Source organism: Porphyromonas sp. C0026D3, from assembly GCF_056590775.1.
This window is the reverse complement of record NZ_JBWPWU010000006.1, coordinates 116,683-139,905: the sequence shown is the minus strand read 5'-3', so window position 1 is coordinate 139,905 and position 23,223 is coordinate 116,683. Positions and strand designations below refer to the sequence as shown.

Sequence of the window (23,223 nt, the reverse complement as noted above, 5' to 3'; positions counted from 1 at the left end):
TTTCAGCCGGAGAAAATAGTTTGTAAGTACAGAGGGATGACTTTTCCCCCTGAGCATTGGATTCATTTGTCCAGACCGAGGCACCAATCTTCGACGAGACCGGGAGAGCTTTCGGGCTCTTTCTCACCCTCTCTGCTCCCGCTTCATTTTGTCTCCACCACAGTCGGCAGAATCGGGGAGAGGTGCGGACTTGGGATAAGTGGCGTAAAATAAGTACCTTTGAGAGAGAGACCTCTTGGGGGCGATGCCCCCATATCCGCAGTGTTGTCTTCGGGGTCGGGGGTCGGTCACTCACCCGAGTGTACCTCACTCTCAGCCTCGCTTTTGGCATCATACATGCGGGTACCTCCGGGAGAAATAACCATTTTTTCCGGACCGTTTTTATTGGGAAAAGGTCTCGGAGAGTATTTTATTCCCCTCAGCATTGAGGGGTGATCACCTAGAAGTTTTTTTTGATATCAAGATGAAAGGACGTGTACTGATCATTGGTGCCGGCGGTGTCGGGACGGTTGTGGCCAAAAAGGTGGCGATGAACCATGGGGTCTTTACGGACATAACGCTTGCCAGTCGTACGAAAAGTAAGTGTGACGCCATAGCGTCGCGTATCCAGGATGCTCCGATCCGGACAGCACAAGTCGATGCGGACAATGTGCGAGAGCTGGTGGCGCTTTTCAACGAAGTGAAGCCTGAGCTGGTCATCAATGTGGCACTTCCGTATCAGGACCTGACCATCATGGATGCCTGCCTGGAGTGTGGGGTCAACTATCTGGATACAGCCAACTACGAGCCACTGGATGAGGCGAAGTACGAGTACAGCTGGCAGTGGGCGTATCAGGACCGTTTTAGGGAGGCTGGACTGACGGCCATCCTGGGCTGTGGTTTTGACCCCGGTGTGACGAGTGTTTTCACCGCCTATGCGGCCAAGCATTATTTCGACGAAATCACACACCTGGATATCGTGGACTGCAATGCCGGTGACCACCACAAGGCCTTTGCGACGAACTTCAACCCCGAGATCAATATCCGCGAAATCACACAGGAGGGACGCTACTACGAGGATGGGGCTTGGCACAGGACCGACCCACTGTCGGTGCACAAGCCACTGACCTACCCTCGTGTCGGCCCACGGGAGAGCTACCTGATGTACCATGAGGAGCTGGAGAGCTTGGTGAAAAACTTCCCGACGCTCCGCCGTGCCCGCTTTTGGATGACCTTTGGCGAGGAGTACCTGACCCACCTGCGTGTGATCCAAAACATAGGGATGGCCAGCATCACGCCGATCAACTATGAGGGACATGAGATTGTGCCGATTCAGTTTTTGAAAGCCGTGCTACCCGACCCCAAGGAGCTGGGTGAGAACTATACGGGCCAGACCTCTATCGGATGCCGCATACGTGGGATGAAAGATGGTCGTGAGCATACGTACTATATCTACAACAACTGCTCGCATGAGGCGGCGTTTCGCGAGACAGGGGCACAGGGGGTCAGCTACACGACCGGTGTGCCTGCGACTACGGGCGCACTGATGTTTTTCAAGGGACTGTGGAGTGGCAAGGGTGTGTTTAATGTGGAGGAGTTTGACCCGGATCCTTTCCTGGCCGAGCTATCCAAGCAGGGCCTGCCCTTTGAGGAACTCCACGACATTGACCTGGAGCTATGAAAGTGGGAGACAGGATACCCGAGGTGCTCGGCACGGATCAGGACGGGCAGGTGATTACTCGAGAGGGGCTCAAGGGCTCAAAGGTGATCCTCTACTTTTACCCCAAAGACAACACCCCCGGCTGTACCGGCGAGGCATGCAGTCTGCGAGACCACTGGCAGGAGCTACGTGACCTGGGCTATGTGGTCCTCGGAGTGAGCAAGGATTCGGCCAAGAGTCACCGGGGCTTTCGGGACAAGCATCGGCTACCCTTTCCCCTGATTGCCGATGAGGATCAGGTGCTACTAGAGGCCTTTGGCGTTTTGGGCGAGAAGAAGATGTTTGGCCGCACCTATATGGGTACGGTGCGGACGACCTTCTTGATCGATGAGGAGGGAGTCGTACAGCGAGTCATCAGTGGCCGTGAGCTGAAGACGATGAGCCATGGCGAGCAACTAGTGAAGATCATTCAAAAAGAAGACAAATGACAATGGCAGAAGAAACAAAGGAAACGGCCTCGGAGCCGAAAGACAATAAGGATACTAAGGATAATAAGAAGCAGATCAAGGAAGCGGACCCCAATGCCGAGAAGATGAAGGCACTGAAGGCAGCCATGGGCAAGATCGAGAAGACTTTTGGGAAAGGTGCGATCATGAATATGGCTGACAACAGTGTGGAGGACGTGGAGGTGATCCCCACGGGCTCCATGACCCTGGATATGGCTCTGGGTGTCGGTGGGTATCCGCGCGGACGTATCGTGGAGATCTACGGTCCGGAGTCGTCCGGTAAGACGACGCTCGCGATCCACGCTATAGCAGAGGCCCAAAAGCTGGGTGGCTTGGCGGCAATCATTGACGCAGAGCATGCCTTTGACCGCTTTTATGCCGAGGCACTGGGCGTGGACCTCACCAAGCTGTGGATCTCTCAGCCGGACAATGGTGAGCAGGCCCTGGATATCGCCGAGGATCTCATACGCTCCTCTGCGGTGGACCTAGTCGTGATCGACTCCGTGGCGGCCCTGACCCCCCGAAGCGAAATCGACGGCGAGATGGGAGAAAACAAGATCGGACTACAGGCACGACTGATGAGCCAGGCACTACGCAAGCTGGCATCGATCATCAGCAAGACGCGTACCACCTGTATCTTCATCAACCAGCTGCGCGAGAAGATCGGTGTCGTCTATGGCAGTCCGGAGACAACCACCGGCGGCAATGCTCTGAAGTACTACTCCACGATCCGCCTCGATATCCGTCGCGGCCAGCACATCAAGGACAATGAATCGGAGCAGATCGGCTACCTGGCAAAAGTAAAGGTGGCCAAAAACAAGGTCGCACCGCCATTCCGCACAGCTGAGTTTGAGATCCTCTACGGCAAGGGGATTCAGAAGCTGGGCGAGATCATCGATGCCGGTGAGAATCTGGAGATTATCCGCAAGTCCGGGTCGTGGTACTACTACGGAGACACCCGCCTTGGGCAAGGCAAGGACAACGCCAAGGCCACCCTCGAGGAGAATCCCGATCTGTGCGCAGAGATCGAAACAAAAATACACGAGGCTTTGACACAGGGGTGATGAAATAAATTTTCTTTATGCCCCCAAAATCTTCGTGGATATTAAAAAACAAAACAAAAAAGGAGTGTTGAAAAACATTCCTTTTTTCTTTGTTCGTCTTGGAAAATATAGGATCTTTGAGTTGTTGAAAAAGCAAAACCTAATCAATCTTTCTTACCTATCAATCTAATATTTTTGTGGAAAAATCAACAAGAGTCGCACGTGAGTGTGACTCTTGTTGGTTATGGGGAGAGGAGCATCACAAATAGGAGCGGAGGGTGCGCCAAAATATTGGCGCACCCTCCGCTTCATTTGGTACGGGATCAAGTCTCGGCCTTGCTCACATGGAGTGTCGCACGGAGCAGATCCCCTCGAGCATTGCCGGTTACTTGATCAGCAGGACACCGGCACCGTTTTGCTGCTTTGCGCGGAGCTTCTCCACGAGTGTGCCATCGTACTTGAATCTAAAGATTGTGCTACCCAAGCTCTGGGTGATATAGAGCTCTCCACGTTCATCGTCGAAGGCGGCAACTTTACTTGCAAACATGGCATGCGGGAGCTTTTTGGAAAAGTCGCTCACAGTGTCGTCGGTGGTGTTCAGCTTCTTGATCTCGCAGGCTCCGGTGGTCCAACTGGAGATATTGGTGATGTAGAGTATGCCGTTGTGGATCGCCAGTGATCCGGTGCGGATGTTGTAGGTCTTGACGACCTTCCGATCTGCGGCGGTCATCTTGTGCAGGTCGGATGGTGTGGAGACTGTCCAAGTGGTCGTGTCGTAGACATCTTTGGTGCCGAAGTAGAGGTTGCCCTTGCCATCACCCACGATGGAGCAGGGGTTGTAGCCGACAGTGATGACCTCTTTTTCCTTGAAGGTGGCGAGATCTACGACGGCGATCTTGTTGTCCCTGCCTTGGCCGGACTGACATATGAATAGTTCATTGCCCTCGGTGGTAAGTCCTTCGCTGTGCTTGCCGGTGATCTTGGCGTACTCGGGCTTGTACTCTATGGTATCGAGACGTGCCACGAAAGAGTAGTCCTTGTCCGCCGGATCCAGGTAGGCCGATACGTACACCTTGCCCTCGTGCGCCACAAGCTGCCTGGGCATCAGATCACCGCCATCTGCGGCCAGCTTGATCTCCTTTAGGAGCCTGCCTGTGCGGTCGAGCACACGCACCGAGCCATTCTTGGCACCCTGTTTCCCGGATACAGCGACATAGATTTTTGAGCCATAGGGGATGAATGCGTTGGGGGTCTCGCCGAACTTTTGCCAACGGAGCCCATCAACGGGGCTGTACTTTTCGGTATTAGCATCCAGAGAGAAGAACTCCAGCTCACCATTACCCTTGCCGAACGACCCTTCGGCTAGGTAAAAGAGGCCAACACTCTTTGCCAGCGTATAGGTTTTGCCATTGGCCAGAGTGATGAGGTAGCCGGTGCCTTTTGCCTGAATGGTGTATGGCTTTTGCTTTTTGGCAAGGGTGGGGATAGCGTGGCGTGTACTTTCACCATTGATGAGCCATACCCCCTTGGGGCAGATCTCGATGGTCATAGGGGTGGTCCACTCTCTGTCGGTCTTCTCATTATTGATGAGGACCTTGCCGTCTTCGCTCTTTTCAAAGAGGGTGAGACCGCCCTCGGACACAGCAAGGAGCCTGCCATCGGTCAGCGTAGCCACTGTCACGGGCAGTCCTTTTTGGGATTTTTGGATGTTCCAAGCCTTGGTGTCGTTTTCTTTGAGCTCCTGCACGACTTGGAGAGCCTGAATGAGCTCGCCTTGCGCCTCTTGTGATTTTTTGAGGTCGTCGATGCTTCGTTGCAGATCGCTGACTTCGTCTCTTTGACAGCCGGTTAGGGCCAGTGCCAGTGTTGCTACCAGTGAGAGTAGCGCCGGGACATAATGTTTTTGTTTCATCGCTTTTTGTTGGTGTACTTGTTTGGTTAACTAAAATTTGCCTATTCAAACTTCAAATTTACCCAAACCTACTGACAAAGTCCGCTTTTCGGTGGAGCTTGTCGCTCTAGTACATGGGGTAAGCGTGTTGATGCGTCAGAGGTTCGCCATTTTTTTGGTAATTTTGCGAAGCTGGGGAGGGTGACAAGCAACTGTATTATTCACCCTATCAAAAGAAGTCATTCCGATGATAACATCAGACCAACTTAGTGAACTGTTGGAGCGCCGCGATGCGCTGAGGAGGTATCTTTGACGTCGACTCGAAGAAGATACAACTCGAGGAAGAAGAACTAAGAACACAAGACCCGCACTTCTGGGACGACCCCAAGAAGGCCGAGGAGCAGATGCAAGTGGTCCGTGGGCTCAAGTCCTGGATCAACGGCTATGAGGAGGTGGACAGCCTATCCGAAGAGGTAGCACTGTCGCTCGACTTTCTCAAAGAAGGACTCATCACCGAAGAGGAGGTGGACAAGCTCTACGCTCAGGCGATTGAGAAGCTGGAGGACATGGAGCTGCGCAACATGCTCCGAGCCGAGGAGGATCGCCTAGGCGCCGTACTCAAGATCAACTCCGGAGCCGGTGGTACCGAGAGCCAAGACTGGGCCTCTATGCTCGCTCGTATGTACCAGAGGTGGTGCGAAAAGCAGGGCTATACAGTCACTATCACCAACTGGCAGGACGGAGATGATGCGGGGATCAAGACAGCAACCCTGCAGGTGGAAGGTGAGATGGCCTACGGTTTTCTCAAGAGCGAAAACGGGGTACACCGCCTTGTCCGTGTCTCGCCCTACAATGCTCAAGGCAAGCGGATGACCTCCTTTGCCTCTGTCTTTGTGGTGCCTCTGGTGGACGACACGATCCAGATCGAAGTCGACCCCGCACGCGTGTCGTGGGATACCTTCCGATCCGGAGGTGCAGGAGGACAAAATGTCAACAAAGTGGAGACCGGCGTACGGCTGCGCTACCAATTTGTAGACCCAGACACCGGCGAAGAGGAGGAGATCCTTGTGGAAAACACAGAGTCCCGCAAGCAGCAGACCAACCGCGAAAATGCCATGCGGCTCCTCCGAAGTGAGCTATACGACAGGGAGTTAGCCCGTAGACGAAAAGCACAAGAGGCAATCGAAGGCACCAAGAAAAAGATCGAGTGGGGTTCCCAGATCCGTAGCTACGTCTTTGATGACCGACGGGTCAAGGACCATCGCACCAACTACCAGACCTCAGATGTCCAAGGAGTGATGGACGGCAATATAGATCCATTCATCAAGGCCTACCTCATGGAGCACGGCGACGAAGAGTAAAGGAAAACAACACAGAAAATAAGATAAGACAATACAACTATGGCAACGACAGCAGATTTTAAGAACGGCATGTGCCTCGACATCGACGGCACCTACTACGAGATCGTGGAGTTTCTACACGTCAAGCCGGGTAAAGGCCCTGCCTTTGTACGCACCAAGCTCCGCAACATCAGCACCGGACGTGTCCTCGACAAGACCTGGAGCTCCGGCGTAAAGGTGGAGGAGGTCCGCATTGAGCGTCGCCCCTATCAGTTTCTCTACAAAGAGGAGATGGGGTTGGTCTTCATGCACCCGGAGACTTTTGACCAGATCACTATACCGGAAGTCTCCATCGCCGGTGTACAGTTCCTCAAAGAGGGGGATATGGTCGAGGCAATGGTCCACGCCGGTACCGAGGAGGTCCTCACTTGCGAGCTGCCGGCACACGTTACTCTAGTCGTGACCTACACTGAGCCGGGAGTGAAAGGCAATACTGCCACCAATGCTCAAAAGAACGCCACTCTGGAGACCGGTGCAGAGGTACAGGTGCCCCTCTTCATCGAGCAAGGCGAGAGCATCGTCATAGATACGCGTGATGGCGTATATGTGAGCCGCGCCAAGGAGTGATGCTCCTCACACAGGACTAAATCCGAGACTGTGACTCGGACAAAGGAAGTTGGCCCGACAGAAAATGATTCTGTCGGGCCAACTCCTTTTTGGGCTCGGTATATCCAGGTACTACCGGCGTAGTGGGGTGAGCGTGAAGCAGTCCAGGTCGGGCATCCAAGTGCGGGTGCCACACATGCGGATGATGTTTTCACCCTTGTCGAGGACGACCTCCAGACCGATGGTCTGAATGCCCTTGGTACGATCCGTCACCGTGGGGAAGAGTGTCGTCCTATCCCCATTGACACTCAGCACGATTTGGCGGTCCTCAATCTCACGTTCCCCGACCGGGCTTTTGCGCTTTTCGCTTGGCAGATAGTGGATGGTGAGTCGGTAGCGTCCGCCCTGCTCGCTGTAGACGTGACGCCACTCAGCGTAGTTGTCCTCCTCACCACCGAGATTGCTGACCACCACACCTCCGGATGCACCCTCGTAGGGGACAAATGCGACCGGACGATGACGTCTTCCAAGGTCCTCATACCGGTTGAGAAACGCTTGCTCCGCCTCGTACCTCACCGGCTCTATACGCCGACTTCCCTCGAGACGAAGGATCTTGACTCCATGTGCCGGCACATCGTACCGGAGTGTATTGTCCACACAGGGTTCGTCCCGCCTGCGGATCAGATCCCTCACACGAGTCTCACCGGAGAGCTCCAGTACCGATAGAGGCACACAAAAGGCCAGAATGGAGTCGGAAGGATTGTAGAGTGCGACGGCACGAGTGAGTCCTCTGCGTTGCTCAACATCCTTGGCCAAGACATAGCCCGCTCCTTCACGACTGACCACAGCCGCCTGCAGAGCGAGTGAATCCTGGTTGAGGGCGATCAGTTCTTCATTCTTGATCAACTCCAGCGTCTCCTCGGGTATCGTCGTCAGGTCGCAACCGATGAGTAGGGGCGAGCTCATGATGCACCACATGCCGAAGTGTGTCTCCTCCTCGGTCCTCGTCAATCCGCGCCCCACCTCCAGCATATCCATATCGTTGTAGTGTCCACCCGTGGCAAAGGCCGAGAGGTAGAGGTTTTTGCCAATAATGTGCTGGACAGATGCCCAGGAGGGATTGATATCCGCACTGATACGCCATGACGCGGCAAGGTCCGCGCACCACGTGCCGGGATAAGCCCATCGACAGATATTGATACTGACCTTTTTGCGGGCCACCTCACGTATGGCATCCGCTATCTCGGTGTACCTCTGCCTTTCGTCCAGCTCCAGTTGCTGGCCGGCACCGCAGTAGTCGATCTTGATGTAGTCAAAGCCCCATTGGTTGAAGTATAGGTCAGCATCCTGTTTTTCGTACCCATAGAGTCCGACCCCCACACCATTGGGGTCAGCATCCCATATCGATCCACAGGTATTGGCTCCGGCATCCGAGTAGATACCGGCCTTGAGACCCTGCGAGTGTACGTAGTCGACCAACCCCTTCAGCCCCTTCGGAAAACGCTCCGGATGCGTCCATAGCACCCCCGCTTTATCTCGGTAACCGAAAAAACCATCATCTACATTCACATACCGATAGCCCACCTCTCGGAGTCCGAGCCGAACCATGGCATCAGCTTGAGATCGGATAAGGGGCTCATTGATATGGATACGGTAGGTATTCCACGAGCTCCACCCCATCAGCGGAGGAGCAGGGGTCGGCTCCTGAGCAAAGGAGAGAGTGGCGACAAAAATGGCGACTAGGAGGGAAAAGGTGGTCTTGGTGGTCAGGTGGTTGTCCATGGCTCAACTGTTTTCAGCTATTTTTCGTGTGGTAAATATAGTCATTTTCACTTTCCAAGATGCGAGGAAGGGCAATTCCTAAAAAGACCATCCGACACCTGCCTCGGTAACTCCGATCAAAAGCAAGACAAACGACAGCAAATCCGGGAGCTGTATTTGACAGAAAAAGGTTAGATTTGTCCATGTGCATTTTTAGGAATGCAGGGTGATATGGGACTATATTACTAAAACAACCAATCATAAAAACCTAACCGTATGGCAAAAAGTCATCCTAAAGGGCTAATCGTACTAGCCCTCTCCAACATGGGCGAACGCTTTGGGTACTACACCATGCTCGCGATTCTGACCCTGTACATGCAAGCAAAGTTTGGTTTCAGTTCGTCTGAGACCAGTATGATCTACGGGACTTTCCTTGCTCTAGTCTACTTCCTGCCTGTCTTTGGTGGCGTGGTGGCAGACAAGTGGCTCGGCTATGGCAAGACCGTCCTCATCGGCATCTGCATCATGTTTTTTGGCTACTTGGTACTGGGGCTGGACCTCGGCAACCAAGCGATGGGCATCAGCGTGATGTTCCTCTCCTTGCTCCTGATCTCAGCAGGGACCGGGCTATTCAAGGGCAACCTACAGGCACTGGTCGGCAAGCTCTACGACGACCCGGCCTACTCCAAAAATCGAGACATAGCCTTCTCCATCTTCTACATGTTCATCAATATTGGTGCCTTCTTTGCACCCAGTATGGGCAATGCGATTACCAATACAGTCCTTGCACAAGAGGGCTACTACTACGATGCGGCAGTGCCGGCCAACTATGTACGGCTCAATGACGAGACCGTGGATCCCGTTGCCTTCACTGCAGAGGTGGCACAGGCCCACAGCGACTGGGCGACACTCTCCCAAGAGGAGCAAAAAGCGATCGTAGGCGAGGCCAAAAAGAAGCACGGAGTGATGTTTCCGGAAGAGGAGGCACAGGTGCTTTTCAACCTCAAGCTAGCCGGGCTACACCAGCTAACCCAAGCCGGCAAGATCGCCGAGGGCGATCCCCTCGCTGTGACAGAGGACGACTACCTCACCATGGCGAGCCGTGACCCACAGGAGGCACCCAACCAAGCGGCCATCAGGGACCGAATCATCTCCGCCGAAGTACCTGCGACGCTGATACCGGATTCGACCACGGGAGACTTTGCGCGCGACTTTGGGCACCACTACGTGACCACTGCGCTCTCCAAGTCCTACAGCCTAGCTTTCTTTGTGGCTTGTATCAGCTTGGTCATCTCGATCCTGATCTTCCTGCTCTTCCGTCGCACCTGGAAGTACGCCGACGTGACAGCCAAGCAGGCGGCACAGCAAGCGGCACAGTCCGGAGCACAAGTCGAGACCATGTCCAAGGAGGAGGAGCGTCAGAGACTTATCGCACTCGGACTTGTCTTTGTCGTGGTGATCTTCTTCTGGATGTCCTTCCACCAAAACGGCCTAACCATGACCTTCTTTGCACGAGACTACACGATGAGCAAGGTCAATGCTCTGGGCTTCATCCCATTCTCCCTAAAGATGCTCATTCCGTTCATCTGCTTCATGTACGGGATCTACCTCAGCCTTTTCGGACTCCTAGGTAGCAAGAAAAACCCCGCTACAGGCCTTGTCTTGGTCGTACTGGGTATCGCCGGACTTATCGGTGGATACTTCTTGGACATCAAGGAGATCGGCGATGGACTACGCAACATCACACCACAGATCTTCCAGCAGTTCAACCCCTTCTTCATCATCCTCCTCACCCCTGTGACTGTAGGACTCTTTACCTACCTAAACCGCAAGGGCAAGGAGCCTAGTGCCCCACGCAAGATCGGTATCGGCATGATGCTTGCCGCACTCGGCTTCATCGTCTTGCTCATCGGCTCGATCGGACTGCCCGACCCCAGCACCCTATCCGGCACCAGCACCACGCTGATCTCACCGGATTGGCTGATCGGCACCTACTTCGTCCTGACACTGGCAGAGCTATTCTTGAGCCCTATGGGTCTCTCCTTTGTCTCCAAGGTGGCTCCTCCCAAGTACTCCGGACTGATGCAAGGTGGCTGGTTGGCGGCAACGGCTGTCGGCAACCTCCTCGTCGGAGTGATGGGATCCTTCTGGGACAAGCTGCCTCTGGTGGCCTTTTGGGGCGTACTCATCGGTTGCTGTCTCCTATCGGCTATCTTCATCTTTAGCATCATGAAAAAACTGGAGGCCGTCACCGAGGGCTGACCTCCAACCACTCTATACCGCCACATAGCGATATAGTGGGCCCAAACGCAAGAGAGGGTACCTCCCCCAAAATAGGGAGGTACCCTCTCTCTCTTGTACTCGGCACACAACAGCGGGCCAACAGCCGGAAGACAAAAAAGGATCAGCGTCTGTAGGACACTGATCCTTTTTGTTGGGCTTGCTCTTCATCTTGGACTTGAACCAAGGACCCCCTGATTAACAGTCAGGTGCTCTAACCAACTGAGCTAATGAAGAGTGTCATAAAAGAGAGGACACATGTCTTATCTCCCTTTTGCTCTGCAAAGGTAGCGCTATTTTTTGATTCCACAAAATATTTGGCACACTCTCTTCATTTTTTCTATCCTCCACACAGATCCGCTGAGCGTATGCCAAGGCTCCCATTCCCCTCACACGCACAGCCTCCACAGCCCTCGATCCGAAAGAGTAGGTATTTCCGAACATTGTTTGCTTGTCCACATACCTACTATTAGGTATATTTGCTCTAGAGAGTAATCTATGGTGGAGTACCACCAACCGTTGTTCAAACAAGAAATAACCAAGAAAAATGGGAACAAAAAGTATCAAAGGGACGGAAACCGAGAAAAATCTACTGAGAGCCTTTGCCGGTGAGTCGCAGGCTCGCAACCGCTACAATATCTACGAGAGCGTGGCACGCAAGGAGGGTTTGGGACAGATCGCAGACTTTTTCAAGCAGACAGCAGACCAAGAGCGCATGCATGCCAAGATGCTGTTTTCGCACCTAGAGGGTGGTCCTGTAGAGATCGAGTACACCTTCCCCGCCGGCAAGATCGGCACAACACGTGAGAACCTCCTCGAGTCTGCAGAGGGCGAGCACGAGGAGTGGACAGACATGTACCCCACCTTTGCCGCCAAAGCAGAGGAGGAGGGATTCAGAGAGGTCGCTATCCTGATGCGCAACATCATGAAGGCCGAGCAGGAGCACGAGCGTCTCTACAGACTCTTCCTGGAGCGTATCGAGAAAGAGAATCTCCTACACGAGGAGGAGGAAGTGATCTGGAAGTGTCGCGTCTGTGGCTATGTGTACAAGGGCAAGCAACCACCCCAAAAGTGCCCCATCTGCCAGCATCCGCAGGGCTATGCCGAGCGACTATCCGACGCTCCAGTCATCTGATACCTGCCGGCAATTGCGCCAAGCACAGTTGATTGCACCGGAGTGGCTCGCAGGCTGACCTAGGAGGTCGGCACAGTCGCACCAATACATGCAATCCGAATATGAGAGGGTGTGCCAAAACTGAGTTTTGGCACACCCTCTTTCCTAACCTCAATTTTCCCAACCGCAAAAAAACACGGAGGTCCGTCCCCAAAAACAGATCCCAGGTTGACCATAATCAGAACCTTAGCACCTCTATTGGCGAGGGCAAAAAAGGCGGTTTTGGGGTCAAAAAAACGTCTCTTTTGGGAGTGTTGGTATTCAGACACTTACACGGGCCCTTGAGTTTCACTGATAGAAGCCATCTTTTTCACGGATAGAAGCGAAAGTTTTCACGGATAGAAGCAATCGCTTAGGACGGATAGAAGGATTTTTTTGGGGAAGTGCTCCGATAGAAAATGAGGGTGTGCCCAAACGACTGTTTTGGCACACCCTCGATCATTTGTCCGAGCCCTGAGGATTGGCAGTCAGCTATAGGACGGCCGAGAGACTCTGCTCTATGGCGGTGAGGGCTTGGTCAATATCCTCAGCGGTATGTGCTGCAGATACAAAGGTTGCCTCAAACTGCGATGGAGCGATATAGATGCCTCGGTCGATCATTTGGCGGAAGTAGCGTGCATAGTTATCGGTGTCGCATGTCCGAGCACTGTCGGCATCGCGCACCGTCTCTCGTGCAAAAAAGATCGTGGATAGAGAGCCGACACTATTGTAGCGCAACCGATCACCGTAGGGTCGGATGATGCGTCGCACCCCCTCTGCAAACTGCTCGCTCCGCTCGCCCAGCGTACGGTAAGTATCGGGATCACGGAGCAGATGGAGCATCGCCAAGCCGGCCGCAAGCGCGAGGGGATTGCCGGAGAGGGTACCGGCCTGATAGACGGCACCATCGGGTGAGAGCTTGCTCATGATCTCCTGTCGCCCGCCAAAGGCTCCCACCGGCAGACCTCCGCCAATGATCTTGCCCAAGCAGGTGAGGTCCGGCCGAATGTGGTAGAGGGCCTGCGCCCCACCTCGGCTGACCCGGAATCCCGTGATCACTTCGTCAAAGATGAGGAGTGTGCCGTTGGACTCCGTCAATTCGCGCACCCCCTCCAGGAATCCCGGCTCCGGAGGTATCACGCCCATATTGCCCATGATGGGCTCCAAGATCACGGCTGCGATTTGGTTCGGATGTTTTTGGAAAAGGTCTCGGACGGAGTCGAGGTCGTTGAAGCGTGCTATGAGTGTTTCGGCTGTGGCACTTTTGGTGACACCGTTGTTTTGGACCGACGCAAAGGTCTGCACTCCCGATCCAGCTTGGACCAAAAAGGCATCGGAGTGGCCGTGGTAGCAACCATCGAACTTGATGATCAGTGGACGCTCGGTATAGCCTCGTGCCAGGCGCACCGCACTCATAGTGGCCTCGGTGCCGGAGTTGACCATGCGCACCAGATCCATGGAGGGAAAAAACTCCTTGACCATCTCAGCCATCTCCACCTCCAGAGGGATGCAGGCTCCGAAGCTGGTACCCTTGGCGGCAGTGGTGTGAATGGCCTGAAGGATATCCGGGTGGGCATGCCCTAGGATGTGGGGGCCCCAGGAGGAGACGAAGTCGATGTACTCATTGCCATCCACATCCACTAGATGCCCTCGTATACCACGATCTATGTAGAGGGGCGACATACCCACTGACTTGAAGGCACGCACAGGACTATTGACGCCACCGGGTATATGGCGGCAGGCTTCTCTGAAAAGGCTCTCGGACTTGGTGTATCTGGACATATTGCTTTTTGGACTGTGTGTAAACTTTAGAACCTACCTTCGTTGAGGAGCTTGGCGGCCTCTTTGGCATGATAGGTGAGGATCAACTGCGCTCCGGCACGTCGTATGGACAAAAGCGACTCCATCATGACGCGGTCGTGATCGATCCAGCCCTTTTGGGCGGCGGCCTTGATCATGCCATACTCCCCACTGACGTGGTAGGCGGCAAGTGGCAGGTCGTACCTCATGTGTGCCTCGTGGAGGATGTCGAGGTAGGCAAGGGCGGGCTTTACCATGATGATGTCCGCTCCCTCCTCTATATCTAGCTCGATCTCGCGGAGGGCTTCACGGCCGTTGGCGGGATTCATCTGGTAGCCACGTCGGTCACCAAAGGAGGGGGCTGAGTCCGCTGCCACACGGAACGGGCCATAGAATGCTGAAGCAAACTTGGCGGCGTAGGACATGATCGGGATATGCTCAAAGCCATTTTCGTCCAAGGCCTCTCGTATTGCGGCCACACGTCCGTCCATCATATCGGATGGGGCGATGACTTTTGCGCCACAGCGTGCCATGGACACAGACTGCTGAGCGAGGTACTTGAGGGTCTCGTCGTTGTCCACCTCGTGTCCATGGAGGATACCACAGTGTCCGTGATCCGTGTACTCACACATGCAGATATCAGCAATGGTGACTAGGTCGGGCAATGCCTCGCGGAGAGCCTTCATACCCTGCTGCACGATACCATCGTCCGAGAGAGCCTCGCTACCGATGCCGTCCTTGTGCGCCGGTATTCCGAAAAGCATGACACTCCGCACACCTTGGGCATAGATCTCTTGGCACTCCTTTACCAGCTCGTCCACAGAGAGGTGGTACTGTCCGGGGAGGGAGCTGATCTCCTCGCGTATGCCCTCTCCATGTACGACAAAGAGGGGGTGGATGAAGTTGGAGGGTAGGAGATGTGTCTCCTGCAGCATATCACGTAGATTTTGAGACGTGCGTAGTCGTCTCATTCTGACTTCTGGATACATGACGTTTTGAGTAGTTGTTTTAGGGTTTGGAATACAGCCCCATTGGTTGGGGTTTTTGCTTGAAAGACGTGGGTCCATCCGAGTTGCCTCAGTCGGTTCGTCGTGGATGGGCCGATACTGACCGCCGTGGGGCGGCTGTTGTTTCGCTCTGCCCATGCCGTGACAGCACTGGGGCTATAGTAGACTGCGTAGTCCGGGGCCAGGGTGGTCGGAATCCGAGGATGAGGGACGGTGGTGTAGATCGGCAGGGTGCAAAAAGAGGCGACACGAGGAGCCAACTGCTGTTGCAAGACCAGTTCGCTCAGCGCACTTGTGGGGTAGAGCAGATGTCGGGTGGAGAGGTCGGACAGCTGCGCCACAAGTTCGGCTGCCATCCCTCGGGCGTGTCCGAACCGGCTGACGAAGTGTGGCGGTGTGGGGAGAGCCTGTGCTGTCGCCGGCCCAATACAGAGAAGTGCCTTGCCGGTAGTGGTCCCCCCTTTTTGGAGAAAAAAGCGGACTGCGTTTTGGGAAGTGAAAAGCAAGGTATCGTAGGAGGAGGATGGAGGCAGGGGTACATCGGTCGGCTCGACCTGTATAAGCGGGAGACACTGCACCTGCAACTCCGGATCCAGCCACATCAACTGAGGCACTAGCTCCTCGGTCTGCTCAAGCGAGCGTCCTATGATCAGCTGTCGCCCCATCACTCAACACAAATCCTAGCGACCTGCCGAAAGTTCCCTGCAGATCGAGACAAGTGCATCCGGCTCATGCTCAACCGGTACCAAGTAATGGTGGCGTATCATATCCGCCCCCAGGCGTGGCGCATAGGCAACATGGATATGGCAGACCTCCCGACCATCGACCCGGCAGAGGATCCCCAGTGGCAACGCACAGCCTCCACCCAGAGCAGCCAGTACTTGTCTCTCAATGCGAGTGGTCAGCATTGTCTCCGGATCATTGATTTTTTTAGCCAACTGTAGGGCTTGGGTATTGCTCGTGGCACACTGTATCCCTATCGCCCCTTGTCCGGGTGCAGGCAACATCGCCTCAAGCGGGAGGTGCAGGCTCACCTTATCCGTTAGCCCCAGTCGCTCGAGACCGGCATAGGCGAGCAGTACGGCATCATACTCACCATCTATCACCTTGCGGATACGCGTGGGCACATTTCCCCGAATATCCGCCGTGACGGCCTTGTCCGCACCGATGAGGTAGCTCAACTGGCTGATCCTCCTCGGGCTACCGGTGCCTACTTTTAGTCCAACTAGATCACGAACACTGTGGAGCTCAAGGCCAGGCCTTGCCACCACTACATCGTGGACATCGGCTCGTGGCAAAACACCGGCGAGTGTCAGCCCATCGGGTTGCTCCACCGGCATATCCTTCAGCGAATGAACGGCAAAGTCCACCTCGCCGGTCCGCAACTCCTCCTCCAGCTCTCGGGTAAAGAGGCCTTTGTCCAACTTGTGATTGCTGAGCGACAGCTCCAAGTGCTGGTCACCGCGTGTCTCGATGACCTTGATCTCCACAGCTTGCGACGTATAGTGGCCTAGGGCATCTCGTACCGCCTTGGCCTGCCACAGCGCGAGGTCGCTTCCTCGGGTCCCGATCACTAGGGGCTTCATATCCATCTGTAGGTTGGTTGTATATTAGTTGGTGTTCTTTCAGACTATCGTGTATAGCTCTCGCAGTACGGTGGCATAGATAGGATCATGTGTGGTCTCGGAGAGCTTGCGCAGTCGAGAGATCATATCACTGGACACCCTCTGGGAGATCTGGTGGCTATAGCTGGTCAAAGCCTTGGCTGTGGCCTCATCCACATGGCGCTCCGCCTTTTGGAGCTCACGCATGAGCAACCCCTCTGTCTCGGATCGAATGATGGAGTAAACATCACGGATCCCCAAACCCTCCTGCCAGGCTCGAAACTCGTCGATTCCCTGGCGCATGTAGTTCCACGCCTCATCCGACATCCGCTCCACCAGGGTATCACGGTCCAAGTCATCGATACAAAACAACCGCACGCCATCCACTACGGAGACAGCTGGGTCGACATTGCGGGGCAAACCGAGGTCAAAGACCGTCAGAGACGGACTGGCTGGCAAGGTACCCGGGAGAATAATCGGGCTGGAAGCACCGGTTGCCACCCAGATATAGCCGGCTGTTGTCAGTGCCGTCTCCAGATCGCCATCCGCATAGTATGTTTTCAGGCCGTACTTGTCGGCAAACTCTTGGGCACGGCACTTGGTGCGGTTGTATAGGGTCAAATACTTCGCACCGATACGCTTGAGCGACTCCACCAGCGTGGCGGCCATCAGCCCGGCACCAACGACCAAGTGCGTAGCACCTCTAAGGGTCTCGGCTCCATCCCGCTCGATCAAAAGGTCCACTGCAGAAGCTCCGGCGGATCTATCGATTGCACAAACCTGTTCGGTCGATCGAATCGACTTGGCCACCTCAAGTGATTTTTCGTACAGTCGCAGAAGGGTCTTGGTCACATAGCCACCTGTTCTGGCCAGATGCAATGCCTCCTTTACCTGCCCCACGATTTGTGTCTCACCCCGCACCATACTCTCATAGCCGGAGACGAGCCTAAACAAGTGTTCGTACGCCTGCTCACCGTCATAGTAGATCAGGTACTTTTGGTACGTCTGTGGCAAGCGTCTGTACTCCAGCAGGTATCGGGAGAGAGCCTGCCTCAGCTCGGTCGCCGAGAGGGGCGACTCCACTGTCACTTCCATGCGGTTGCATGTAGAGAGCACGACACCGCCGGTTGCCAGTCCATCTTGCTTTGACTTTTTTAGAAAATCCACAGCATCCGCTGGAGAAAAGGCTAGTGCCTCACGCACTCCGATAGGAGCAGTGGTATGATCCACACCCAGAGTGGCTATGACGAGGGGGGTACTCTCGGGGTGTGCCGGTGTACTTTGCTCGAGGTCGTGCATTTGCTTGTTGTTTGTTTTTACGCTTTTGTAGGTTGAGACAAATGTAGCCAATTCACGACTGATTACACTCACTATATTTGGTGATTTCGGCCCCGCACCTTGCTTTGGCCGTGGCGGGATACGACTAAGCCCTCCTCGGCAATACCGAGGAGGGCTTATCTATTTTCTCTAGCTACTGTGACTTATCTCAGCTTGAAGGTCACAGGGATATTGTAGCGACAGCGGACAGGCTTACCGGTCTGCATACCGGGCTTCCACTTCGGCATGGATTCGATCAGGCGTACAGCCTCCTTGTCGAGGGAGGGGTCCACACCACGGAGGACCTTCACGTTGGATACCGACCCATTGGTCTCCACCACGAACGACACCATCACACGTCCTTGGATATTGTTTTCAGCGGCGATTGCCGGATAGCGCACATGCTCGGACAACCACTTCATCATGGCTGCAGGACCACCGGGAAACTCCGGCATCTCCTCCAAAAACTCAAAGATCGTATCGTCCGCCACTTTCTCTGCGCGACCTCTCTGTGTCGGTCCGGGCAGGGTCAGCTTTTGCTGTACCTTGTCAAATGAGTCATCGACTGATGCCAACTCCACATCGGCAACCTTCACGTCATCCTCCACGATCTGGAGGACTTCGACGTTGACAGGGGCTTCCTCGGGAGGGGGAGGGGGAGGCGTATCCTCGTCGGGTGGCGTGATCTGGATATCCTCAATCTCCTCGATGACCATTGTGTTCTCGATATCTTGGAGCTTGATATCACGGTTACCCCACTCAAAAGCAACGAAGATGGTCGCCAGTGCCACGACGGCTCCCATTAGGAAGTACAGACCGATATTCGACTCGAGGTTTGCTCGGTCCGTCTTCTTTTGTTCCTTGTTGTACTGGTCCATAAAATCAATTAAGTGTTATATAGTTTTTGTTTTTGCCTCAGAGGAGCGGCCCTTTACGGTGCCGGACAATCTAGTCAGTCACAAATATACACAATTTTGAATAACTACCACTCCACAGTCCTATTTTCTAAACCATCCGCCGGTTCATCTCCGATTGTTGGTGTAGATAGAGAGATAGTAGAGGAGGGTCACCAGTGAGCCCAGTGCGGCCACGACGTATGTATAGGCCGCCGCCTTGAGTGCGGAGGTCGCCATGGGTTGTTGTTGGGAAGAGGTCACCCCACTTGTCCTCAGCCACTCCAGTGCCCGTCTCGATGCATCGATCTCCACCGGCAAGGTGATGAGACTAAAGAGCGTCGTCACGCCAAAAAGTACGATTCCAAGCAACAATAGTCCGGGAAAGACTCTTATCAGCAAGATCCCCGCCAAGAGGACCCACTGCACCAGACTCCCGGCAAAGCTCACCACCGGCACCATCGTACTCCTCAGCCGGAGCGGCGCGTATCCCAGTGCATCCTGGATCGCATGGCCGGTCTCGTGGGCCGCCACTGCCGCAGCCGCCACAGAATTACTGTCGTAGACCACCTCACTGAGGCGGATTGTCTTGTTGGCGGGGTTGTAGTGGTCGGTCAGTCGGCCGGTCGTCGAGAGTACTTGGACATTGTTGATCCCGGCGTCACGTAGCATCTTCTCTGCCACCTCACGGCCGGTGAGTCCACTGGACAGTCGCACAGCACCGTACCGCCTAAATCTTGATTGGAGTAGCATCTGAGCGGCGGCACCACCGATCATCACAAATAGGGTGAGTACCCAAAAAAGTCCTGTATTCATCTCTCGATATTATTCATTCGGGGAGGGAAAAACGGGCCAAAGTTCAGGGCAGTTGTTCAAAACCCGCTCTAAATATAGTCTGCTCACGATCCGGTCCGATGGAGAGGATGGTGATCGGGATACCCAGATACTCCTCTACGAAGCGGACATAGCGCATAAAAGTCTCCGGCAGCTCTGCCTCCGACTTCTTGCCGGTCAGGTCGACCTTCCACCCCTCAAAGGTGCGGTACTCGGGGGTGATACTCGAGTCCACCTCAAAGGGGAAGTGCTCCGTCCGCTCGCCATTGATCTCATAGGCCACACACGCCTTGATCTCATCAAACGTATCCAGCACATCACTCTTCATCATGATCAGATCCGTGACACCGTTCAGCATCGTGGAGTACTTGAGAGCCACCAAGTCGATCCAGCCACAGCGGCGCTTGCGACCGGTCACTGCGCCAAACTCATGTCCCCGCTCCGCCATCGCATGGCCATACTCATCATCCAGCTCAGTCGGGAATGGGCCTGCCCCCACGCGGGTGCAGTAGGCCTTGAAGATCCCAAAGACCCGCCCAATACGGTTGGGCGCCACGCCCAAGCCGATACAGCACCCGGCCGACACCGTATTGGAGGAGGTGACAAAAGGATAAGACCCAAAGTCCACATCCAGCAACGTCCCCTGCGCACCCTCTGCGAGCAGACTGTGACCGGCGTCAAGAGCATCATTCACCAGATATTCGCTGTCCACGATACGGTAGCCACGCAGGTACTCCACAGCGGACAAAAAGTCCGCCTCCAGAGTGCGATACTTCTCGCCACTCAGCGGATCTGCCTCTCCGGTCAGGGAGGTGAGCATCCGGGCATGGCGTTGCTTGGCTTGCTCAAAGCGATCCAAAAAGTCGGCATGCAGGATATCCCCTACGCGCAAGCCATTGCGACTAACCTTGTCGGTATAGGTCGGGCCAATACCCTTGCCTGTCGTTCCTATCTTGGATGCCCCCTTGCTCGCCTCGTTGGCCGCATCGAGCAGACGCAGAGTCGGGAGGATGAGGTGTGCCTTCTTGGAGATCACCAGCTGTGCGCGTATGTCGATCCCGGAGGTCATCAGCTCCTCTGCCTCCTGACGAAAGAGGACAGGATCCAGCACCACGCCATTGCCGATCAGGTTCGTCTTGCCTCCCTGGAATATCCCGGACGGGATAGAGCGCAGGACAAACTTTTTGCCGTCAAACTCCAGTGTGTGCCCGGCATTTGGACCACCCTGAAAGCGTGCCACCATATCGTAGTGGGGGGTCAAGACATCCACCACTTTACCTTTGCCCTCATCGCCCCACTGGAGCCCGAGGAGTACGTCTACTCGCTTATCGTTCATATCTGTATCCTAAAAAAATTTTACCTCTGTTTCGTAGTGCCGGAAGGTCACGCCCAAACGGCATCCCCCTACCCTTCCACAAATATACCACTTTTGGCAACCTTTGAAAATCTTTTGGCCCCACATCTCCCCTCCGTACAACCCTTCTTGAGGGGCACGGCCAGACGATCGCACGTTTTGCTCCGACCCGTGGCACCGTTTTTCTTCTATCCGTCCAAGCGATTGCTTCTATCCGTGAAAAGATTCGCTTCTGTCCGTGAAAACTTTTGCTTCTATCCGTGAAACTCGAGGTCCCTTGTAACCATCTGACTATCAACGCTCCCAAAAATCACTTTCTTGCCCCCCAAAATCGCCTTTTTTCGCCCATCGGGGTGTCTTTTAGCGGACTTGCTCCCCCCCAAAAAAGCTCCGGCCGGTGACCGTAGATCATGCTATGCCCTCTTCCCAATCGCTAAAAATAGCCCCGTGCCGTTAATCATTACTAACCCACAGGGTAAAGATCGGATCGGGGTAGTCGAAATGTTAAAATTGTGGCGCATTTGTTTTTTATAGTCGGGGAGTTTCTGTTTATTTGCAGAGAAGCCGGTGGGTCGGAGGTGACCCCTATTTTTTGGTCCGGCAAGTTTGTTTGTCGAATAGAAACAACGAAAAGTGATATGACGAAAAAGAAAGTAATCCTAACAGTTGCCCTAGTGATTGCATGTTCGCTGGGCAGTGCATTTGGAGCAGTTGGGCTGTACAGCCATCTGCAGAATAGAGGTTCGCTCACGCCTTCGGAGCTGAGTGAGGATATGGCCAATGCGGCACAGGTTTTCAACCAGCCGGCTCGTGCCACCAATGCAATGTACTTGCAGGGTAGCGCGCCGGAGAGTTTCGTGAAAGCAGCGGCGGCCGCCATCGATGGTGTAGTGCACATCCGCTCGGAGAAGATGATGCAGGCACGTCAGCCTCGTTTTTTTGATCCGTTTGAGTTCTTTTTTGGCCATCCCTCTATGCCTCAGGGGCAGGGAAATGGGCAGCCGATGGAGCAGCCCAAGGCTATTGGTATAGGCTCGGGGGTGATCATCAGCACCGATGGGTACATCATCACCAACAACCACGTGATAGCGGACACCGACAAGCTCTATGTGACGACGAATGACAATGAGGAGTACGAGGCGACGGTCATTGGCACCGACCCAATGACCGACATTGCACTCATCAAGATCAACGCCAGCGGGCTCAAGCCTATTCCTTTCGGAGACAGTGACGCGCTACAGGTGGGTGAGTGGGTATTGGCGGTGGGTAATCCGTTCAACCTCTCGTCTACAGTCACGGCCGGCATAGTGTCTGCCAAGGGGCGCAGTACGGCGACTGATGGGGATCTAAAGATTGCCTCATTCATCCAGACGGATGCGGCCGTAAACAGTGGCAACTCGGGTGGTGCCTTGGTCAATACCCGTGGGGAGCTGGTGGGGATCAACACCATGATCTACTCTCAGACCGGTAGCTATGCGGGCTACTCCTTTGCGGTGCCGGTGAGCATTGCCGGCAAGGTGGTGGCCGATATCAAGAAGTACGGCACTGTACAGCGTGCGGTACTTGGTGTCGTGGGGACGAATGTGACCCCACAGATGCGTGAGAAATACGACCTGAAGGTCAACGAAGGTGCTGTAGTGGTGGAGTTTTCGGACCTGAGTGCCGCCAAGCAAGCCGGCCTGAAGGAGGGCGATGTGATCACCGGGGTCAATGGTGTGACCGTCCGGAGTATGGCGCAAGTGCAGGAGCAGATCGCCAAGCATGCACCGGGCGACAAGGTGCGACTGAGCGTACACCGTGGGGGCAAGGAGCTATCCTTTGACGTCGTCCTGAAGAACCAGGAGGGTACGACCGGTGTCGTGGAGAAGATCTCATCGGGATCGATCGGGGCCGCTTTTGTGCCACTGACCAAGGAGGAGCGTGCGCGTATAGGCATCAGCTATGGCGTACGTGTTGCCGGTGTGAGTGAGGGCAAGTTTAGGTCCGCAGGTATCCGCAAGGGTTTTGTGATCCTGGCGATCAACAATGTGCCGGTGGCCACAGCTGAGGAGGTCAATCGGATCATCGACGAGGTGATCAAAAACTCTCCGGACAAGGTCCTTTTCATCAAAGGTATGCGTGCCAATGGTGAGATCGTCTATACGGCTGTAGACCTCAGATAGAATCATCAGTCCCCACCGGAGTCCGATGGACTC

Annotated in this window: 18 protein-coding genes and 1 tRNA gene; 8 read left to right on the top strand and 11 right to left on the bottom strand. The window is 54.6% G+C overall.

Going from position 1 to position 23,223, the window contains the following annotated elements:
- Positions 1–463 precede the first annotated feature (463 nt).
- The 3 genes from AC1EK1_RS06415 to recA all read left to right on the top strand — a co-directional run bounded on the left by AC1EK1_RS06415 (position 464) and on the right by recA (position 3,209).
- Positions 464–1,660: a saccharopine dehydrogenase family protein gene (locus AC1EK1_RS06415; RefSeq protein ID WP_480306132.1), complete on the top strand. Its 1,197-nt coding sequence runs from the start codon at positions 464–466 to the stop codon at positions 1,658–1,660.
- Entirely contained in the window at positions 1,657–2,127 is a 471-nt protein-coding gene (gene bcp, locus AC1EK1_RS06410) for a thioredoxin-dependent thiol peroxidase (RefSeq protein ID WP_480306133.1), read from the top strand. Before AC1EK1_RS06415 ends, bcp begins: the two co-directional genes overlap by 4 nt.
- 104 nt (positions 2,128–2,231) lie before the next feature.
- Complete coding sequence (recA, locus tag AC1EK1_RS06405; protein ID WP_480306278.1) at positions 2,232–3,209, top strand: recombinase RecA; 978 nt, start codon at positions 2,232–2,234, stop codon at positions 3,207–3,209.
- A 364-nt stretch (positions 3,210–3,573) separates the two neighbouring features.
- Here the strand turns inward: recA and AC1EK1_RS06400 are convergent, their stop codons facing one another.
- The gene (locus AC1EK1_RS06400) at positions 3,574–5,100 is read right to left on the bottom strand and encodes a YncE family protein (RefSeq protein WP_480306134.1); all 1,527 of its coding nucleotides are present in this window, start codon (positions 5,098–5,100) and stop codon (positions 3,574–3,576) included.
- A 226-nt stretch (positions 5,101–5,326) separates the two neighbouring features.
- On the opposite strand from AC1EK1_RS06400, the gene prfB reads away from it, so the two are divergent.
- Both prfB and efp read left to right on the top strand, forming a co-directional pair.
- A protein-coding gene (gene prfB / locus AC1EK1_RS06395; RefSeq protein WP_480306135.1) for a peptide chain release factor 2 occupies positions 5,327–6,440 on the top strand; the annotation gives its coding sequence in 2 pieces (ribosomal slippage) (positions 5,327–5,389 and positions 5,391–6,440; 1,113 coding nt in all).
- A 39-nt stretch (positions 6,441–6,479) separates the two neighbouring features.
- Positions 6,480–7,046, top strand: a complete 567-nt coding sequence (gene efp, locus AC1EK1_RS06390; RefSeq protein WP_480306136.1) for an elongation factor P — start codon at positions 6,480–6,482, stop codon at positions 7,044–7,046.
- Positions 7,047–7,157: 111 nt separating this feature from the next.
- On the opposite strand, the gene AC1EK1_RS06385 is transcribed toward efp, so the two are convergent.
- Entirely contained in the window at positions 7,158–8,807 is a 1,650-nt protein-coding gene (locus AC1EK1_RS06385; protein ID WP_480306137.1) for an alpha-galactosidase D, read from the bottom strand.
- 255 nt (positions 8,808–9,062) lie between these two features.
- Between AC1EK1_RS06385 and AC1EK1_RS06380 the strand changes: the two genes are divergently transcribed.
- The gene (locus tag AC1EK1_RS06380) at positions 9,063–11,048 is read left to right on the top strand and encodes a peptide MFS transporter (protein WP_480306138.1); all 1,986 of its coding nucleotides are present in this window, start codon (positions 9,063–9,065) and stop codon (positions 11,046–11,048) included.
- Positions 11,049–11,229: 181 nt separating this feature from the next.
- Here AC1EK1_RS06380 and AC1EK1_RS06375 read toward each other — a convergent pair.
- Positions 11,230–11,303: transfer RNA gene (locus tag AC1EK1_RS06375), tRNA-Asn, on the bottom strand.
- Between the two features lie 310 nt (positions 11,304–11,613).
- Here AC1EK1_RS06375 and rbr point away from each other — a divergent pair.
- Positions 11,614–12,201, top strand: coding sequence for a rubrerythrin (gene rbr, locus AC1EK1_RS06370; protein ID WP_480306139.1), 588 nt, complete (start codon positions 11,614–11,616; stop codon positions 12,199–12,201).
- Positions 12,202–12,711: 510 nt separating this feature from the next.
- Here the strand turns inward: rbr and hemL are convergent.
- From hemL to AC1EK1_RS06330, 8 genes are all read right to left on the bottom strand, one after another.
- Positions 12,712–14,001, bottom strand: a complete 1,290-nt coding sequence (gene hemL / locus AC1EK1_RS06365; RefSeq protein ID WP_480306140.1) for a glutamate-1-semialdehyde 2,1-aminomutase — start codon at positions 13,999–14,001, stop codon at positions 12,712–12,714.
- A gap of 26 nt (positions 14,002–14,027) precedes the next feature.
- On the bottom strand, positions 14,028–14,990 hold the full coding sequence (gene hemB / locus AC1EK1_RS06360; RefSeq protein ID WP_480306141.1) for a porphobilinogen synthase: 963 nt from the start codon (positions 14,988–14,990) through the stop codon (positions 14,028–14,030).
- Entirely contained in the window at positions 14,987–15,691 is a 705-nt protein-coding gene (locus AC1EK1_RS06355) for a uroporphyrinogen-III synthase (protein ID WP_480306142.1), read from the bottom strand. Before AC1EK1_RS06355 ends, hemB begins: the two co-directional genes overlap by 4 nt.
- 15 nt (positions 15,692–15,706) lie before the next feature.
- Positions 15,707–16,618: a hydroxymethylbilane synthase gene (gene hemC / locus AC1EK1_RS06350; RefSeq protein ID WP_480306143.1), complete on the bottom strand. Its 912-nt coding sequence runs from the start codon at positions 16,616–16,618 to the stop codon at positions 15,707–15,709.
- A gap of 33 nt (positions 16,619–16,651) precedes the next feature.
- Positions 16,652–18,001, bottom strand: coding sequence for a glutamyl-tRNA reductase (gene hemA / locus AC1EK1_RS06345; protein WP_480306144.1), 1,350 nt, complete (start codon positions 17,999–18,001; stop codon positions 16,652–16,654).
- A gap of 110 nt (positions 18,002–18,111) precedes the next feature.
- Complete coding sequence (locus tag AC1EK1_RS06340) at positions 18,112–18,825, bottom strand: energy transducer TonB (protein ID WP_480306145.1); 714 nt, start codon at positions 18,823–18,825, stop codon at positions 18,112–18,114.
- Positions 18,826–18,969: 144 nt separating this feature from the next.
- Entirely contained in the window at positions 18,970–19,656 is a 687-nt protein-coding gene (locus AC1EK1_RS06335; RefSeq protein ID WP_480306146.1) for a zinc metallopeptidase, read from the bottom strand.
- 43 nt (positions 19,657–19,699) lie between these two features.
- The gene (locus tag AC1EK1_RS06330; RefSeq protein ID WP_480306147.1) at positions 19,700–21,010 is read right to left on the bottom strand and encodes an adenylosuccinate synthase; all 1,311 of its coding nucleotides are present in this window, start codon (positions 21,008–21,010) and stop codon (positions 19,700–19,702) included.
- A gap of 656 nt (positions 21,011–21,666) precedes the next feature.
- On the opposite strand from AC1EK1_RS06330, the gene AC1EK1_RS06325 reads away from it, so the two are divergent.
- Entirely contained in the window at positions 21,667–23,190 is a 1,524-nt protein-coding gene (locus AC1EK1_RS06325) for a Do family serine endopeptidase (protein WP_480306148.1), read from the top strand.
- The last annotated feature ends 33 nt before the right edge of the window (positions 23,191–23,223 follow it).